The 15,882-nt window shown below is 60.7% G+C and carries 18 protein-coding genes; 9 read left to right on the forward strand and 9 right to left on the reverse strand.

Going from position 1 to position 15,882, the window contains the following annotated elements:
• Positions 1-60 precede the first annotated feature (60 nt).
• From M2394_RS25985 to M2394_RS26015, 7 genes are all read right to left on the reverse strand, one after another.
• The gene (locus M2394_RS25985) at positions 61-1,947 is read right to left on the reverse strand and encodes a TonB-dependent receptor domain-containing protein (protein WP_259175075.1); all 1,887 of its coding nucleotides are present in this window, start codon (positions 1,945-1,947) and stop codon (positions 61-63) included.
• A gap of 156 nt (positions 1,948-2,103) precedes the next feature.
• The gene (gene dxs, locus M2394_RS25990; RefSeq protein WP_259175076.1) at positions 2,104-4,002 is read right to left on the reverse strand and encodes a 1-deoxy-D-xylulose-5-phosphate synthase; all 1,899 of its coding nucleotides are present in this window, start codon (positions 4,000-4,002) and stop codon (positions 2,104-2,106) included.
• 110 nt (positions 4,003-4,112) lie between these two features.
• Complete coding sequence (gene ispA / locus M2394_RS25995; protein WP_259175077.1) at positions 4,113-5,000, reverse strand: (2E,6E)-farnesyl diphosphate synthase; 888 nt, start codon at positions 4,998-5,000, stop codon at positions 4,113-4,115.
• Positions 4,997-5,239 carry an exodeoxyribonuclease VII small subunit gene (locus M2394_RS26000; RefSeq protein WP_003176346.1) on the reverse strand — a complete coding sequence of 81 codons (243 nt, stop codon included), beginning with the start codon at positions 5,237-5,239 and terminating at the stop codon, positions 4,997-4,999. Before M2394_RS26000 ends, ispA begins: the two co-directional genes overlap by 4 nt.
• A 36-nt stretch (positions 5,240-5,275) precedes the next feature.
• The gene (locus tag M2394_RS26005; RefSeq protein ID WP_259175079.1) at positions 5,276-5,494 is read right to left on the reverse strand and encodes a FecR/PupR family sigma factor regulator; all 219 of its coding nucleotides are present in this window, start codon (positions 5,492-5,494) and stop codon (positions 5,276-5,278) included.
• Positions 5,491-5,922, reverse strand: coding sequence for a MerR family transcriptional regulator (locus tag M2394_RS26010; protein WP_259175080.1), 432 nt, complete (start codon positions 5,920-5,922; stop codon positions 5,491-5,493). The genes M2394_RS26005 and M2394_RS26010 overlap by 4 nt, the downstream gene beginning before the upstream one ends.
• Positions 5,861-6,505, reverse strand: a complete 645-nt coding sequence (locus tag M2394_RS26015) for an NAD(P)H-dependent oxidoreductase (protein WP_259175081.1) — start codon at positions 6,503-6,505, stop codon at positions 5,861-5,863. The genes M2394_RS26010 and M2394_RS26015 overlap by 62 nt, the downstream gene beginning before the upstream one ends.
• Positions 6,506-6,693: 188 nt before the next feature.
• Here M2394_RS26015 and M2394_RS26020 point away from each other — a divergent pair, with 188 nt between their 5' ends.
• Positions 6,694-7,728: a YhcG family protein gene (locus tag M2394_RS26020; protein ID WP_259175082.1), complete on the forward strand. Its 1,035-nt coding sequence runs from the start codon at positions 6,694-6,696 to the stop codon at positions 7,726-7,728.
• 46 nt (positions 7,729-7,774) lie between these two features.
• Here the strand turns inward: M2394_RS26020 and ycaC are convergent, their stop codons facing one another.
• The gene (gene ycaC / locus M2394_RS26025) at positions 7,775-8,407 is read right to left on the reverse strand and encodes an isochorismate family cysteine hydrolase YcaC (protein ID WP_176999289.1); all 633 of its coding nucleotides are present in this window, start codon (positions 8,405-8,407) and stop codon (positions 7,775-7,777) included.
• Positions 8,408-8,778: 371 nt separating this feature from the next.
• Between ycaC and M2394_RS26030 the strand changes: the two genes are divergently transcribed.
• From M2394_RS26030 to M2394_RS26065, 8 genes are read left to right on the forward strand one after another with little or no spacing between them, the layout of a single operon-like run.
• On the forward strand, positions 8,779-9,360 hold the full coding sequence (locus M2394_RS26030) for a YjfI family protein (protein WP_176999307.1): 582 nt from the start codon (positions 8,779-8,781) through the stop codon (positions 9,358-9,360).
• A gap of 17 nt (positions 9,361-9,377) precedes the next feature.
• The gene (locus M2394_RS26035; protein WP_176999290.1) at positions 9,378-10,076 is read left to right on the forward strand and encodes a PspA/IM30 family protein; all 699 of its coding nucleotides are present in this window, start codon (positions 9,378-9,380) and stop codon (positions 10,074-10,076) included.
• 58 nt (positions 10,077-10,134) lie between these two features.
• Complete coding sequence (locus M2394_RS26040; protein ID WP_176999291.1) at positions 10,135-10,695, forward strand: rhomboid family intramembrane serine protease; 561 nt, start codon at positions 10,135-10,137, stop codon at positions 10,693-10,695.
• A 59-nt stretch (positions 10,696-10,754) separates the two neighbouring features.
• Entirely contained in the window at positions 10,755-11,789 is a 1,035-nt protein-coding gene (locus M2394_RS26045) for an ion channel (RefSeq protein WP_178924300.1), read from the forward strand.
• The gene (locus M2394_RS26050) at positions 11,776-12,450 is read left to right on the forward strand and encodes a YjfK family protein (protein WP_259175085.1); all 675 of its coding nucleotides are present in this window, start codon (positions 11,776-11,778) and stop codon (positions 12,448-12,450) included. The genes M2394_RS26045 and M2394_RS26050 overlap by 14 nt, the downstream gene beginning before the upstream one ends.
• 15 nt (positions 12,451-12,465) lie before the next feature.
• Positions 12,466-12,894, forward strand: a complete 429-nt coding sequence (locus M2394_RS26055; RefSeq protein ID WP_178924304.1) for a DUF350 domain-containing protein — start codon at positions 12,466-12,468, stop codon at positions 12,892-12,894.
• Between the two features lie 18 nt (positions 12,895-12,912).
• Positions 12,913-13,626, forward strand: coding sequence for a DUF1190 domain-containing protein (locus tag M2394_RS26060; RefSeq protein WP_259175087.1), 714 nt, complete (start codon positions 12,913-12,915; stop codon positions 13,624-13,626).
• Positions 13,627-13,638: 12 nt separating this feature from the next.
• The gene (locus tag M2394_RS26065) at positions 13,639-14,796 is read left to right on the forward strand and encodes a glutathionylspermidine synthase family protein (protein WP_259175088.1); all 1,158 of its coding nucleotides are present in this window, start codon (positions 13,639-13,641) and stop codon (positions 14,794-14,796) included.
• Positions 14,797-15,028: 232 nt separating this feature from the next.
• On the opposite strand, the gene M2394_RS26070 is transcribed toward M2394_RS26065, so the two are convergent.
• On the reverse strand, positions 15,029-15,805 hold the full coding sequence (locus M2394_RS26070; protein ID WP_259175089.1) for a S24 family peptidase: 777 nt from the start codon (positions 15,803-15,805) through the stop codon (positions 15,029-15,031).
• Between the last annotated feature and the right edge of the window lie 77 nt (positions 15,806-15,882).

Genomic DNA, 15,882 nt, shown 5'->3' on the forward strand with positions numbered 1-15,882 from the left:
TTTGGAACGCGTTTCCCCTGTGGGAGCTGGCTTGCCTGCGATGAGGCCGGACCTGCCCACTCAGATATCAGGCGTCCAAGTCACCCCAACCCTCCACACCCGACCCTCTTCACGATAATACTGGTTGTTCTCGAAATTCGGGTCCTGGTAGCTGTACATCGCCCGCGCATAGGCCTTGTCCAACACGTTATCAACCTTGAACGAAAGCAGCACCTCCCGGTTCAACGCCCAGCTGCTACGCAGCCCCAGCAAGGCATAGCCACCCAGCCGATTGCGGTTTTCCTCATCGTCATAGCTGTGGCTGATGGCCTGCCAGCTGGCACCCACCCCCAGCTTGTCAAACTGCCGATCCACATCCAGGTTCAGCGTGCGCCGCGCCCGACGGGCCAGGGTATGGCCGCTGTCACGGTCGCGAGGGTCGATGATCGAGACGCCCAGATTGCCTTGCCAGCCGAACAACTGCTGCTTGAGCGCCGCTTCAAAGCCGTTGATCCGTGCGGACGCCACGTTGTGCGGGATGTAGAAGTCCACCGGCTGGGCGACGATGGCGTCTTTCAGGTCGGTGCGATACAGCGAGGTTTCCAGGCGCGTGGTATCGCTCAGCTGGCTGCGCCACTGCACCTCGTAGGTTTTTGAGTGTTCCGGCTTGAGGTCGGGGTTGCTGCTGCCGGGGTAGTACAAGTCATTGAAACTGGGCGCGCGGAAGCCTTCGCTGTAGGACAGCAGCACGTCGTTGTCCGGGTTCAGCGGCACGGTCAGGGTGCCACTCCAGGTGTTCTGGCTGCCGAACTGCTGGTTGGTGTCGTGGCGCAGGCCCAGCTCGGTGGAAAACCGCTCGGCCTCGAAACGATGCTGGATGAACACCGCACGGTTCCAGCGGCTGTCTTCGTCGAAGTCAGTGCTGGCGCGCACGCGGTCTTCGTACCAGTCGCCACCGAGGATCAGGCTGTTGCGGTCATCCAGGGTCAGGTCGTTCTGCCAGTTCACCGAGTCGCGATAAGTGTTGAAGGCGCTGCCCTCATCGCTGAGGTGATCGCGCTTCTTGTCGCGGTTCTCGCTGTGGCCCAGTTCCAGGCGGGTCTGCCAGCGGTCGTTGAGCTTTGCATCGACATAACCGCTGGCGCTGCTCACGGTGTAGTCGGTGTAGGGCTTCTGGCCGACGGTTTCTGCAGGGCTGACGTAGCGCCCGAACGGGTTGTCGTATTCCGACTTGCCCCGGCCATCCAACAGGTTGAAGCCCACTTCGAGGTCATCGCTCAACGAGTGGCTGAGGTTCAGGCTCAAGGACTTGTTGCGGTAGGCATCATGATCGCCATCGCTGGCAAACGACTCATGGGTCCAGTTGATGCCTTGGGTTTCATCCAGGCTGGCGCCGAGGTTGAAGCGCGTGCGTTCATCGCCGCCGGACAGGCCGAGGCTGCGTTCCCACGTCTGATTGCTGCCAAAGCCCACATGCAGGCGCGGATGAACGCCGGCCTGGGCGTTGCGCCGGGTGAAAATCTGGATGACCCCGCCGATGGCATCACTGCCGTAGATCACCGAGCGCGAACCGCGCAACACTTCCACCCGCTCAATCTGGTCGACGCTGAGGAACTGCAACCCACTGTCGCCCGAGGTAGCGTTGGCGATGCGCTGGCCATCCACCAGCACCAGGCTTTGGGCTGACTTTGTGCCGCGAATGAACACCCCCGGCAAACTGCCGCGCCCACCGGTTTGTGCGATTTGCACGCCGGGCACGCGGCTCAGCAGGTCGGTGACGCTGGTGGGTTGCAGGCGGTCGATATCGTCGCGGGTGAACACGGTGTTGGCGGCGCTGCTGTCGTTGCGCGCCTGTACCTGGCGGTTGGCGGTGATGACCACGTCGGGGAGGCTCAAGGCCTGGTCGCGGGTGTCGGCGAGCAGTTCGGGGGTGGGGAGAAGCAGCAAGGCGAGGTGCAGGCGTTTCATGGTCTGTCCTTAGCGTTTGAAGTCGACACAAAACAAATGTGGGAGCGGGCTTGCCCGCGAATGCGGTGGGTCAGCTACCAATAAGCTGGCTGATCCACCGTATTCGCGGGCAAGCCCGCTCCCACATTTTGATCCGGTTTCGATCGAGGGATTGGGCTACAGGCCCAGCAGCGCCAGGCGTTCGCGCACCGACGCCTCGATCCCGGCCTCGTCCAACCCGCATTCAGCCAGCATCTGCGCCGGCTTGGCGTGTTCGACGTACACATCCGGCAAGCCCAGGTGCAGTACCGACTTGAGGATGTTCTCCCGCGCCAGGAATTCGCTGACTGCCGCACCGGCGCCGCCCATGATGGCGTTTTCTTCGACGGTCACCAGCAACTCATGGCTGCCGGCAATCTCACGCACCAGGTCTTCATCCAAAGGTTTGACGAAACGCATGTCGACCACGGTGGCGTCGAGCTTCTCGGCCACCTTCAGGGCCTCGGCCAATTGCACGCCGAACACCAGGAACGCGGTCTTGCCGCCTTGACGACGCACGATGCCCTTGCCGATCTCGATAGGTTCAAGGTCCTTCTCGATCACCGCATTCGGGCCGTTGCCGCGTGGGTAGCGCACGGCGGCCGGGCCGTTGTACAGGTGGCCGGTGCTGAGCATCTTGCGCAGTTCGTTTTCGTCGCTCGGCGTCATCACCAGCATGCCGGGGATGCAGCGCAGGTAGGACAAATCGAAGCTGCCGGCGTGGGTCGGGCCGTCTTCGCCCACCAGGCCTGCGCGGTCGATGGCGAACAGCACGTCAAGGTTCTGTACCGCGACATCGTGGACCAGTTGGTCGTAGCCGCGCTGCAGGAAGGTGGAGTAGATCGCCACCACCGGCTTGGCGCCTTCGCAGGCCATGCCGGCCGCAAAGGTCACCGCGTGCTGTTCGGCAATTGCCACGTCGAAGTAGCGCAGCGGGAAACGCTCGCTGAACGCCACCAGATCGGAGCCTTCCTTCATCGCCGGGGTAATCCCCACCAGGCGTGGGTCGGCAGCGGCCATGTCGCACAGCCATTCGCCGAACACACCGGAATACTTCGGCCCGCTGGCTTTTTTCGGCGCAGCGGCGGGGGCGTCCAGGGGTTCCAGCTTGGTGATGGCGTGGTAACCGATCGGGTCGACTTCCGCCGGGGCGAAGCCTTTGCCTTTCTTGGTGACGATGTGCAGGAACTGCGGGCCCTTGAGGTCACGCATGTTGCGCAGCGTGGCGATCAGGGTGGGCAGGTCGTGGCCGTCGATCGGGCCGATGTAGTTCCAGCCCAGCTCTTCGAACAGGGTGCCGGGCACCAGCATGCCTTTGGCGTACTCTTCGGTACGGCGGGCAATTTCCCACGCGCCGGGCAGACGCGAGAGCACCTTCTTGCTGCCTTCACGCATGCTGGCATAGGTGCGGCTGGAAAGAATTTTTGCCAGGTAATTGGACAGGCCACCGACATTGCGCGAGATCGACATGTCGTTGTCGTTGAGGATCACCAGCATGTTGGCGTCCACTTCCGGCGCATGGTTCAGCGCTTCGAACGCCATGCCGGCGGTCAGCGCGCCGTCGCCAATCACCGCAATCGCCTTGCGATCGCTGCCTTGCAGGCGGGCGGCAATGGCCATGCCCAGCGCTGCACTGATGGACGTGCTGGAGTGGCCGACGCCAAAGGTGTCGTACTCGCTTTCGGAGCGGCGCGGGAAGGCGGCAATGCCGTCCTTCTGGCGCAGGGTGCCCATCTGCTCGCGGCGACCGGTGAGGATCTTGTGCGGATACGCCTGATGGCCCACGTCCCACACCAGCCGGTCATCCGGGGTGTCGAACACGTAATGCAGGGCGATGGTCAGCTCGATGACGCCCAGGCCGGCACCGAAATGCCCACCGGTCTGGCCGACCGTGTAGAGCAATTCTAGGCGCAACTCATCGGCCAGGGTTTCCAGCTCGGCTTCACCCAGTCGACGCAGGCCGGCCGGCGTGACAGCACGGTCAAGCAGGGGCGTGGACGGGCGCTTGCGGGGAATCTCTTGAAACGTCGTGGGCATCAGGCGAATCGTTATAGGTATAGAAGAGGCGGCAGTTTACCTCAAGCATCGCAAACTGCCCACGCAGAGCGCCGAACTTGGCCGATATGCGGCCGTAAAGGCCGCCGTTATCAGTGGCGACGTTCGACGATATACCGCGCCAGGTCACGCAGTGGCTCGGCCGCCGCGTCGAAAGGTCGCAGGGCGTCCAGGGCCAGGTCGCGCAGTTCCAGCGCGTAGGCCTTGGCCGCGTCCAGGCCGAGCAGCGCAGGATAAGTCGGTTTGTCCCGTGCGATGTCGGCACCTTGGCGCTTGCCCAGGGTGGCGGTGTCACTTTCTACGTCGAGAATGTCGTCTTGCACCTGGAACGCCAGGCCGATGGCGCGGGAGTAGGTCTGCAAGGCGGCCAATTGCGCAGCGGTCGCTTGGCCGCTGGCCAGTGCGCCCAGTTCCACGGCGGCTTCGATCAGCGCGCCGGTCTTGTGGCGGTGCATGTGCTCAAGGGCTTGCTGGTCGAGCTTGAGGCTGACCGAACCCATGTCGATGGCCTGCCCGCCGACCATACCGGCCGGGCCCGCTGCGTGGGCCAGCTTCGTCACCATGCGTAGGCGGATCTCGGCATTGACGCTGCTCAAGCTCGGGTCCAGCAAGGCGCTGAACGCCAGGCTCTGCAGGCCGTCACCGGCCAGGATCGCATAGGCTTCATCAAAGGCTTTGTGGGTGGTGGGCTGGCCGCGACGCAGGTCGTCATCGTCCATCGCCGGCAGGTCGTCATGCACCAGGGAATAGGCGTGAATCAGCTCCACTGCACAGGCGGCGCCATTGGCCTGTTCGGCCGGCGCACCCAGGGCTTCGCACGCGGCATAGGCCAGCAACGGGCGCACGCGCTTGCCGCCGTTCATCACGCTGTAGCGCATGGCCTCATAGAGGCGGTTCATTTCCGGGCTTGGCGCAACAAACAAGGGCGCAAGCGCCGCATTGACCCGGGCTTGGCTACTGGCCTGATACGCGTCGATCATTCTGGCTGTTCCGCATCGAAAGGCTCTTCGGCCAACTCCCCGTCACGTTCAAGCAGCACCTGCACCTTCTGCTCCGCCTGCGCCAGGGCGCTCTGGCAGTCACGGGTCAGGCCGATGCCTTGCTCAAACGCTGTCAACGAGTCTTCCAGCGACAACTCGCCGTTCTCCAGACGCTCGACCAGGGTTTGCAGGTCGGCGAGGGATTGTTCGAAATCGAGTGCAACTTTTTTGCGGGCCATGGCGGCTATTCCGGTAGACGGTAAACCGGCGCGACACTAGCAGACATGGGGATTCTGGGCAAATGAGCGGGCCGTTCGAGCAAGCGCCAGAGCATCTCGGCATTTTTTGTAGACGTTGGTATTCAGCGGGTCCAGGCGCCACAGTTCGAACGTATTGCGCTCGTGGGCGGTGACGTCATCGCTGCGCAGTCGTGTCCACCAATCCAGTGCCTGTTGATCGCGTTCGAAGGTGGAGGGGCTTGGTTGACTGTTCATCGGGACTCGTTGGCCTGCATAGCCACCGTGCAATGAGCCATGGCCTTATTGCCCAGCAGCGCGGTTGGCGTCGAGTATTGCCCTTGCGCATCCTTAAGTTGCGTCTCAAAGGCCTGTAACCCTTTGTGCATCTTCTGCAAGGTCGCAATCTGCGTGGCCAACGCTTGTTTCTTGGCAGCGATGGCCTGGTCGGCACGTTCCCATGGCAGCACATCGCCCGGGTGGTCCTGCAGGATTTGCTGCAACTCCTTGAGCTTGAAACCCAATTGCTGCGCGCACTTGATAAACATCAACCGCTCGACACTCTGCGCCGAATACACCCGGTACTGCCCCTGGCGTTGCGGCGCGGGCAGCAGCCCAATCGCCTCATAGTGACGGATCGCCTTGACGGTCGTGCCCGACAGTTGCGCGGCTTTGCCGATGTACATGAACACTCCCTTTTTCAACGAGTGCGCCCGCCTGCTTTAACCACTTTGTTCGCTGCGCCGGCGTAGAGCCCAGCACCGGTCCGAACAGCAGCGTCTTGACAGGCTTGATGCCACAAAACACCAAGGTGGTCTTGCGCATCTGGTGGACGCCCGGCATGCGATAGAACCAGCGGTAATACCATGGCGGCGTGTCCAGGGTCACTAACAAATGTGCGGTGCGGCCGAGCAACAGCTTGTCGGGGAAAGCCTTGCCCTTGCGGTATTTGAAGGCGAAGCCGGGTAGGAAGATTCGGTCAATGAAGCCCTTCATCAACGCCGGAATACCGCCCCACCAGATGGGGAAGATGAAGGTCAGGTGGGTGGCCCAGAGGATGTCGGCTTGGGCGCTGAGCAGGTCGGGTTCCAGTGGTTGGGGCTGGGTGTAGCCGCTGTGCAGATTGAGGTCGAAAACCAGCTCGCCCAAGCGTAGGACGCGGACTTCATGGCCGGCGGTTTTTGCGGCCTGGATGCAGGTGTCGGCCAGAGCGGAGCAAAAGCTGGACGTTGAAGGGTGGCCGAGGATAACCAGGGTGCGCGGCGTCATGGGTGAGTCCTGAAATAGGGTGTTTCAGGGTAAGGGCTGCCGTATAGGGGAGAGTCAAGGCGTAGGGCCGCCATGGCCAGCAGGGTATTTCGGTATCGTTTGAAAGGTCCTTCCTTGTGCGCGCTTGGCCCCTTGTGGCCGTCAATGCCCCTGACTAGCCTGCCTCAACACTCAAAGAGCGAAACGGCATGAGCGAACCCGGTATCGGCTTGACCCCACCGCCTACGGGCTACAGCGACTGGTTGACGGACTTGAAAGGCCGTATCCACACGGCGCAACAACGCGCAACACTGGCCGTGAATCGAGAACTGGTGTTGCTCTATTGGCAGCTTGGCCACGACATTTTGACCCGCCAGGCGGAGCAGGGCTGGGGCAGTAAAGTCATTGATCGGCTTGCCCAGGATCTGCGTGCAGCGTTTCCTGCAATGAAGGGTTTTTCACCGCGCAATCTCAAGTACATGCGTGCTTTTGCCGAGGCGTGGCCAGACCCTGAATTTGTGCAACAAGCTGCTGCACAATTGCCCTGGGGTCACAATGTGGTATTGCTCGACAAGCTCCCTGGCCCCGAAACCCGCCGCTGGTACATCGCCCAGGCGATAGAAAACAATTGGTCGCGTAACTCGCTGGTGGTGCACATCGAAAACCGCTTGCTGGAGCGCAGCGGCAAGGCGGTCAGCAATTTCGAAAATCACCTGCCTAAACCGCAATCCGATCTGGCGCGGGAGTCTCTGAAAGACCCTTATCGCTTTGATTTCCTGAGCCTGGGGTTGGATGCGCAGGAGCGCGACATTGAAAATGCCCTGATCAAACACGTCACCGACTTTCTGCTGGAACTGGGCGCGGGTTTCGCCTTCGTCGGCCAGCAAGTGTTGCTGGATGTCGGGGGGGATGAGTTCTTTGTTGATCTGCTGTTCTACCATTTGAAACTGCGCTGCTACGTCGTGATCGAGCTTAAAACGGGCAAGTTCAAACCGGAGCATTTGGGGAAGCTGAGCTTTTACCTCGCGGCCGTCGATGCCCAGCTTAAACATCCTCACGACGGGCCCACCATCGGTCTGCTGTTGTGCAAGGGCAAGAACGAAGTCGTCGCCGAATATGCATTGCGCGACAACAACCGGCCAATTGGCGTAGCGGAATATCAACTGGTTGAGTCGTTGCCCGCGGAGTTGCAAACCAGTTTGCCAAGCATCGAGCAGATTGAGCGGGAGTTGGCGGCCCACTAAACAAAAAAGCCTGCTTTTCAGGGCAGGCTTTGTGTGCGGTGTTTAATCAATCCTTGCGCGCCGTCAGCGCCGCGTACCCATTCATCAAGTTGCGGTAGTTGGGAATGCGCTGGGACAACAGATTCCCCAAGCCTTCGATGTCGTTGCGCCAGTCACGGTGCAGCTCACAGGCCACCGAGAACCAGTTCATCAGTTGCGCGCCTGCCTGGGTCATGCGGCTCCAGGCCGCCTGCTGCACCGTGGTGTTGAAGGTGCCCGAGGCGTCAGTCACTACGAACACTTCGAACCCTTCCGCCAACGCCGACAAGGTTGGGAACGCTACGCACACATCGGTGACCACACCGGCAATGATGATCTGCTTGCGGCCGGTGGCCTTGATCGCTTTGACGAAGTCTTCGTTGTCCCATGCGTTGATCTGGCCAGGGCGGGCGATGTACGGCGCGTCCGGGAACATCTCTTTCAGCTCGGGCACCAGCGGGCCGTTGGGGCCTTGTTCGAAGCTGGTGGTGAGGATGGTCGGCAGGTTGAAGAACTTGGCCAGGTCCGCCAGGGCCAGCACGTTGTTCTTGAACTCGTTGGGCGAAAAGTCCTGCACCAGGGAGATCAGGCCGGTCTGGTGGTCGACCAGCAATACGATGGCGTCGTCTTTGTTCAAGCGGTTGTAGGTTGGAGTGCTCATGGTTGAAATCCTTTTTTGTTTAAGTGGGTTGGGCGTTGCGTTCAACATGGGCACAGATTAATGGGTAGGCGATGAGGGATAAATCGGCTGAAACAGGTAATACCGTCAACTCAAAAGAGACAATTGCCAGGCTACTAATCGTTCTGATGGTGTTCGTCGCAGGGAAATATGAGACAAAAAATCTCACGCGTGAGCTATTGAGTGTGGCGAAAATTGCCTGTAGATTTTCTCACGCGTGAGTTTTTCACAACGAGGTCAGCACCATGAAAAGCAGCTCTCCATCGGGTCAGCCCGCAGGGCCCGATACCGATTCAGCAAGCCTTCAGGGAGAGCGCTTGAAACCGTCCGCGAAAAAACCGTCGAGCTTCTACATGAAGCAGATGCGCGCGGGCCTGGCGGCCGCCGGTTATGTGAAACACGAGACTTGGGTGCTTCCCGAAAACCGAAGCCTGCTCAAGCAGATGGAGAAACAGCTCCGCCAGCCGATCCTGGCTGGCTCATTCATGTCGGAGATTTACATGAGCGCAGGCACTAACTGGAACATCGATCGACTGTTCACGGCGCTGCAGGCCCTGGACGAAGTGGTTTCCAACGACATCACGCTTTCTCTGGTTCAAGGCTCGGAGTCCAGCATCAAGCTGGAAATGAACGACTTCGGCGGCTTGCCGATTTACATCGCGGTGGTGGGCGAGCAGATCATCGTCGACACCGTGCTGGTCGACGTCGAGTCCATCAACAACGTCGAAAAATTCAATGACGCCGTGCTGCGCAGCCGGGAGATGTTCCCGCTGTCTTCCATCGGCATCGAGTCCATGCCCAACGGGCAAGTTGTTTACAACATGTTCGGTGCGCTGAGTTCTGACTCCAGCCTCACCAACATCGTGACCGAGGTGAAAACCCTCGTCGACAACGTGCAGCGTGCCAGCGAAGCCTTCGAACGTTTCTTCAATTAAGTATTCGGGAGTATCTGATGACTCAGTCCATCTGGAGCAAACTGTTCACCGCGCTGCGTGGCGGTGCCAGCGAAGTCGGCGAAGCAATCGTCGACCAACAAGCCCTGCGCATCCTCGACCAGGAAATCCGCGATGCCGACACCGCGCTGGCCAATGCCAAGCGTGAGCTGGTCAGCATCATGGCCAAGCACAAGCTGGCCAACGATCGTGTCGGCGAGTACGACGCCAAGATCACGGACCTGGAGACCAAGGCGATGGCCGCCATCCAGGCCAACCGCGAAGACCTGGCCCTGGAAGTGGCCGAAGCCATTTCGACCCTGACCAACGAGCGCGACGCCGAGCAGAAGCAAGCCGCCGAATTCGGTGGTTACGCCGACAGCATGCGCAAGGACATCACCAAGGCCGAGAGCCGGATCAAAAGCCTGCGCCAGCAAGTGGACATGGCCAAGGCGCGTGAAAGCGTACAAAAGGCTCAGGTCAGCGCGTCCATCGCCAGTGGCGGCGCCAACGGCAAGTTGGAGACGGCCGTTGGTACGCTGAACCGCTTGCAAGCCAAGCAGCAGCAACGCGCCGCTGAACTGGAAGCCCAGGACGAACTGGCCGAGGCCTCGACGGGGACTGACCTGGAACGCAAGTTGCGCGAAGCCGGCATCACGCCGAACGAAGGCAGCGCCAATGCGATTCTGGAGCGCCTGAAGCAGAAGTCGGCTGAGTAAATAATGCCGCAACAGGGAGGGCCTATTCTCGGCCCTTTCTTTTTACGTCGAGGTCAGGATGGACGCCCTCAAGGGTTTCAAGATGATCGCAGGCCTTGCCCTGCTGATGGTCGCACTGCAGCTGTTCAACGTGGCGACCGGTTACAGCCTCATGGCCTTTGGCTTGATCCCCAGGACGGTGCCGGGCCTGTTCGGCATCCTCACTTCACCGTTTTTGCACGGGTCCTTGGCTCACCTGAGCGCGAACCTGATTGCCTTTTTGGTACTGGGCACCTTGGTGATGATCGAAGGGTTCAACCGATTCGTGACCGTCAGCCTGATCATTATTCTGCTGGGCGGCGCGCTGGTCTGGCTGTTCGGTTTCAGTGGCGTGCACATCGGCGCCAGCGGCTGGGTATTCGGGCTGTGGGCCTACCTGTTGTCACGTGCCTGGTTCCACCGGAGCTGGACCAACCTGATCACGGCCGGCGTCGTAGCGCTGCTGTATGGCGGCCTGGTCTTTGGCTTCCTGCCGCGCCAGGGCGTTTCGTTCGAGGGGCATCTGTTTGGTGCGCTCGCCGGATTTATTGCAGCCAAGGTACTTCTCTCTGCGCCGCGCAGCAGGTTTAATGCCGGCTGAACGCACTGGAGCATCCAGGCGTCGAGGCGATGGCAACTACCCAGGGAATCAGGGGCAAAATGTCGATTTTTCTTTTGTTGCGTCTATACGCCTCCTCCCTCTTTCACCGTTTCGGCTGGGCAGGTCTGGTCATCGCCCTGGGCGTGCACCTGAGCACCGCTTATTTGGGCCTGGTGCTTCTAGGCGAACAGCACCTCACCACGCTCGCCACGTTTATTTACTTCTACCTCACCACCACACTCACCGTCGGTTATGGCGACCTCGCGCCGCAGACCTCGGCAGGGCGGGTGTTCGTGGCCGCCTGGATCATGCTCGGCGGGATTGCGCTGCTGACGGCGGCCATCGGCAAAACCACCAGCAGTGTCATCGATGCATGGAGAAAAGGCATGAAGGGCAAAGGCGATTTCACCGGCAAGGTCGGTCACACGGTGCTCATCGGCTGGGAAGGTGCGCCCAGCGAGCGGGTCATCGAGTTGTTGCTGCAAGACGAAACCTCGAATGACAACCTGATCGTCATTTGCGATTGCACTCTCGATGAAAACCCCATGCCCGGCAAGGCGGCGTTCATCCGCGGTGAAAGCCTGTCGTCCACCGCGTTATTGCTGCGTGCGGGTGTGCCCGGCGCCGAACGGGTGCTGGTGCGAACCCCGTCGGACGACCTGACACTGGCCACCGTGCTGGCGGTGAATCAACTGAGCCCTGTCGGCCATGTGGTCGCCCACTTCAATGAAAGTGAAATCGCCGCGCTCGCCAGCTCCTACGCGCCGCGTTTGGAATGCACCTCAAGCATGGCCATCGAGATGTTGGTGCGTGCTTCCCAGGACCCGGGCTCGTCAGTCGTCATCAATGAGTTGTTGTGCGTGGGCCAAGGCGCCACCCAATACCTGATGAAATTGCCCGAGGCCTTCGAAGCCACCTTCGGCGACCTGTACAGCCGCATGAAGGAGCATCACAACGCCACGCTCATCGGCTACCGCGCCAAAGGCGCCCAGCAACCTTCGATCAACCCGCCCAGCGCCACGCGCGTCGAGGGCGGCGAACTCTTCTACATCGCCTCCACCCGCCTCAAGGACATTTCCAATGGGATGGTTTAAACAGTTGATGGGGCTTGAAGCCCCGAACGCGCGTCCTGAGTCGCACCAGGCGGCCGGCCAAACCTTGCCGAGCGCCGGCCCGCTGGGCCTGGCACCGGGCAAAGGCGTGATGTTCGACTCCAGCCTCAAATTGCTGCTCGACGAGAAAACCTCGGTGGTCATTCCCGGCTCCCAGGAAATCTGGAGCAACGGCACCCTCGACCTCGGGCAATCGACCTGGCTGTCGCGCTACTACATGAACGACGAAGACTACTGGCTGCAAGTGCACACCACCGGCGAAATCGCCGGGCAGGTGGAGTCGGTGATCCTGTTCAACTACCTGAGCTACGTCACCCTCAGCAGCGAAGCGGAACTGCGCCGGCTGGCCGGCCCGCAAAGCCCGATCGGGCTGCCGACCTACACCCACAACGGCGTCGAATTCACCCGCGTGTGGGGCAGCGAAGCCGGTCAGACCGAGCTGGTGGCGATGACCGAGCACGTGGTCAATCCCGAAGAAGCCTACAGCGTCGAGCACCGTTCGATGCTATACGCCCGTGACACCGGCCTGACGGACCGCCGCGAGTTCCTGCTGTTTTCCGTCGAAGAAGACGCCGAAGGCACCATCAGCCTGAGCACGTCGCTGGGCATTTCGCTGTACACAACCGACCTGACCGCGCTCTAAACAAGGAAGCCATTCATGCTAGAAGCTCTCTCCATCTCCCTGAACAAAGCCGCCGTGCTCGGGTTTGTCCTCTACATCCTCGGGGCCGCTGTACTGTTCGTGCTGTTCCAGTTCCTCTACACCCGCATCACCCCGCACAAAGAGTTCGAGCTGATCCGTGCGGGCAACGTGTCTGCGGCGGTCGCCCTGGGCGGCGCCATCGTCGGCTTCGCCATTCCGGCCAGCAACGTGATCGCCTACTCGATCAGCCTCCTCGATTTCGTCGTCTGGGCGGTGATCGCGGCGGTTGTGCAACTGCTGGCGTTCCTGCTGACCAGCCTGGTGCTCAAAGGCACGTCCGAGCGCATCAAGAACGGCGAGCTGGCGGCCGGTATCTACGTGGCGGCCGTGGCCATCAGCGTCGGCATGTTGAATGCCGCGTGCATGACGCCAACCTCGAACTGATCGCCCACGGAGCTCCCGATGAAACGAAGCAAGTACGTCCAGCTGTCGCTGGCAGCGTCGGTCGCCATGGCGATATCCGGCTGTGGGCCGACGGAAAAAACCTACGATTTGCAGAAGAAGTACAACTTCCAGTCGGTGCAGCAATGCGCCGATGAGAAACTGCCGGTGGACGTCTGCTCGGACGCCTACATGACCGCCATGGCCGAACACCGCCGCATTGCGCCGGTGTACGACAACCAGGCCGATTGCGATGCCGACTTTGTCGCCGACTGGTGCCAGCAGGATTCCACCGGCAAATTCATCCCCCGGTTGGGCGGTTTTGAACTGACCGCCGAAGGTCGGGTGACACAGTCCCAGGTCGACGCGGCCAACGCCCAAGTCGGCGGCGCGCAAGCCAACAACGGTGGTTCGGGCTTCTCCACCAGCAGCCTGCTGACCGGTCTGCTGATCGGCAACATGCTCAGCAACAATCGCAACAGCTACCGCTCCGAGCCGGTTTACCGCTACCGCGATGACCGTGGCGACTACGGTTCTTCAACGCTCAGCCAGCGCGTCTCCAAAGGCTCGACCTTCAGCCGCTCGAACCAGGCCCGCTACGGCAGCAGCAACTACTCGAACACGCTGCGCACCTCCAACAAATCCAGCACCGTTGCATCGGCCACCTCCCGTGGCGGCTTCGGCAGCAAGGCCAGCGCACGCAGCGGCTGGGGCGGCGGCGGGTCGAGCAGTTAAGGAAGGCGAGCCATGAAGAAAATCCACTGCGCAGAACGTCACGACTGGAAACAGACCGCCGACAGCCTCGGCTTTCTGTTCCACACCATCGACGACGAACCCTACTGGGACGAAAGCGCGTACTACCAGTTCACGCTCCAGCAAATCGAGCACGACCTGGAAGACCCGACCACCGAGATCCATGACATGTGCATGGACCTCGTCGCCCGCGTGGTCGAGAGCGAAGAACTGCTGGAACGCCTGAGCATCCCCGCGCCGTTCTACGACATGATCCGCACCTCATGGCGTGAAGGCCACCCGCACCTGTACGGGCGCATGGACTTCTCCTACAACGGCACCGGCCCCGCCAAACTGCTCGAACTCAACTACGACACCCCCACCAGCCTCTACGAAGCCGCCGCGTTCCAATGGGGCTGGCTGGAACAATGCATCGAACGCGGGCTGCTGCCCAAACACGCCGACCAGTTCAACAGCATCGACACCAAACTGCACCAGGCCTTCGCCCAACTGCAGATCAACCAACCGTTCTACTTCGCCTCGATGAAAGACTCGGTCGAAGACAAAGGCACCACCGACTACCTGCGCCTCGTCGCCGAAAAAGTCGGCATCGAGTCCCGCCACATCGACATCGAAGACATCGGCCTCACCGCCGAAGGCCGCTTCGTCGACCTCGAAGATCGCTGGATCCCCCACCTGTTCAAACTGCACGCCTGGGAATTCATCTTCCACGAACCCTTCGGCACCGCGATCGCCCAGAGCGACACACAGTTCTTCGAACCGGCGTGGAAATCCATCCTCTCCAACAAAGGCATCCTGCCGCTGCTGTGGGAATTCAACAAAGGCCACCCCAACTTACTCGCGGCACACCTGGATACCGACCCGGGCAAAGCCGTGCCGAAAGGCTGGGTGCGCAAGCCATTCTTCTCACGGGAAGGGGCGAACATCGAACTGCAAACGGCGGACGGGCTGATCGTCAAAGAGGACGGGCCTTACACCGATGCGCCGTTCATCCTGCAGGAATTTGCGCCGCTGCCGAAGTTTGGGGACAGCTATACGCTGATTGGGTCTTGGGTGATTGGGGACCAGGCGGCGGGGATTGGGGTGCGGGAGGACAATAGTTTGATTACCAAGGATTCGAGCCGGTTTTTGCCGCATTTGATATTGGATTGAGGAAGTTAGTAGGGATTATTTCGGGCATTAAAAAGCCGGCTTGTGGCCGGCTTCTCGGGGACTGCTTCAGCTTGTTTTTGACAAACCTCACCAGCCTTCAAATCGCTCAGCCCACGTTGCGTCGGGCTGAATAGTAAGGGCATCCGCGGGAACTCCTCCGCTTCGCCGAGCAGGGTGGGTAGCGTAAAGCTACCCCCTGCCAAATGTGGGCCGCATGATACCCACATTCACCTCAAATGCCCACCTCCGGATCCGATTTAGAGCCTTCCCAGCCCAATAAATGCTCATCCAGCGGCACGGGTGGGCGGCGGTTATTCAGGGTGGACCACCAGAACACCCAACCCACGATCTGGAAGTTCTGCTCGAAGCGTTGTTCGTAGGTGAGGTATTCGTCGGGGTGTTCGCTGGCGTTGTGGCTGCGCATGCGCAGGCCGCCGCCTGGGCGGTTGTAGAGGTATTTGATGCGCAGCATGCCGTCGTGTTCTACGGCGTAGATTTCGCCGTCGATGATTTGGGTGCGGCCTCGGTCGATGGCAAGGGTTGCGCCTTGTTGGATGATGTCGATCATGCTGTTGTCGACCATGTAGGCGCCTAGGGCGCGGTCGGGGTTTACGGTGAGGGTGTCGAGGGTGTGTTGGGAGACGCGGATGCGTTCGCTGGAGGTGAAGGAAGGGTGGAGGTCGATTTCCACGTCGGTTTTTTCCGGAGGGCAGGCTGGGTCTGCGAGGTATTTACCGCGTCCTTCGCGGGTGTTGGTCAGTCCTTTTCGGGTGTCCGGGCCTTCCAGCAGGAAGTTGGCCGGTGGGTGCTTGGGGCCTTCGCCGGTGCGTAGCCAACGGCTGGAGATGCACAGCAGTTCTGCGATCTCGTTGAGTCGGCCCATGGGCACGCCGCGCTTGAACCAGTTGTTCACGTGTTGGGGCGTGACGCCGCGGTTCTTGGCGAAGTCGGAGGCGGAAAGGTGAACTTCCCGTAATAGCGCTTTTAAACGATCACCTGATGTATTCATAAACGCAGAGCTTACTGACCGGGAAAACAGATCAAATAAACCATGCGTTGAGTTGCGCTTGTAGGTTTTTACTTAGT

This window comes from Pseudomonas sp. BIGb0164 (genome assembly GCF_024810135.1).
Taxonomy (GTDB): Bacteria; Pseudomonadota; Gammaproteobacteria; order Pseudomonadales; family Pseudomonadaceae; genus Aquipseudomonas.

Bases quoted from the DNA above. Each gene is read 5' to 3' on its own strand.
- M2394_RS26000 (WP_003176346.1), bottom strand. From the start codon at position 5,239: ATGGCCCGCAAAAAAGTTGCACTCGATTTCGAACAATCCCTCGCCGAC.
- M2394_RS26015 (WP_259175081.1), bottom strand. From the start codon at position 6,505: ATGACGCCGCGCACCCTGGTTATCCTCGGCCACCCTTCAACGTCCAGC.
- ispA (WP_259175077.1), bottom strand. From the start codon at position 5,000: ATGATCGACGCGTATCAGGCCAGTAGCCAAGCCCGGGTCAATGCGGCG.
- M2394_RS26060 (WP_259175087.1), top strand. From the start codon at position 12,913: ATGAAACGAAGCAAGTACGTCCAGCTGTCGCTGGCAGCGTCGGTCGCC.
- M2394_RS26045 (WP_178924300.1), top strand. From the start codon at position 10,755: ATGTCGATTTTTCTTTTGTTGCGTCTATACGCCTCCTCCCTCTTTCAC.
- M2394_RS25985 (WP_259175075.1), bottom strand. From the start codon at position 1,947: ATGAAACGCCTGCACCTCGCCTTGCTGCTTCTCCCCACCCCCGAACTG.
- M2394_RS26035 (WP_176999290.1), top strand. From the start codon at position 9,378: ATGACTCAGTCCATCTGGAGCAAACTGTTCACCGCGCTGCGTGGCGGT.
- M2394_RS26050 (WP_259175085.1), top strand. From the start codon at position 11,776: ATGGGATGGTTTAAACAGTTGATGGGGCTTGAAGCCCCGAACGCGCGT.
- M2394_RS26065 (WP_259175088.1), top strand. From the start codon at position 13,639: ATGAAGAAAATCCACTGCGCAGAACGTCACGACTGGAAACAGACCGCC.
- M2394_RS26020 (WP_259175082.1), top strand. From the start codon at position 6,694: ATGAGCGAACCCGGTATCGGCTTGACCCCACCGCCTACGGGCTACAGC.
- M2394_RS26070 (WP_259175089.1), bottom strand. From the start codon at position 15,805: ATGAATACATCAGGTGATCGTTTAAAAGCGCTATTACGGGAAGTTCAC.
- M2394_RS26055 (WP_178924304.1), top strand. From the start codon at position 12,466: ATGCTAGAAGCTCTCTCCATCTCCCTGAACAAAGCCGCCGTGCTCGGG.
- ycaC (WP_176999289.1), bottom strand. From the start codon at position 8,407: ATGAGCACTCCAACCTACAACCGCTTGAACAAAGACGACGCCATCGTA.
- M2394_RS26010 (WP_259175080.1), bottom strand. From the start codon at position 5,922: ATGTACATCGGCAAAGCCGCGCAACTGTCGGGCACGACCGTCAAGGCG.
- M2394_RS26005 (WP_259175079.1), bottom strand. From the start codon at position 5,494: ATGAACAGTCAACCAAGCCCCTCCACCTTCGAACGCGATCAACAGGCA.
- M2394_RS26040 (WP_176999291.1), top strand. From the start codon at position 10,135: ATGGACGCCCTCAAGGGTTTCAAGATGATCGCAGGCCTTGCCCTGCTG.
- dxs (WP_259175076.1), bottom strand. From the start codon at position 4,002: ATGCCCACGACGTTTCAAGAGATTCCCCGCAAGCGCCCGTCCACGCCC.
- M2394_RS26030 (WP_176999307.1), top strand. From the start codon at position 8,779: ATGAAGCAGATGCGCGCGGGCCTGGCGGCCGCCGGTTATGTGAAACAC.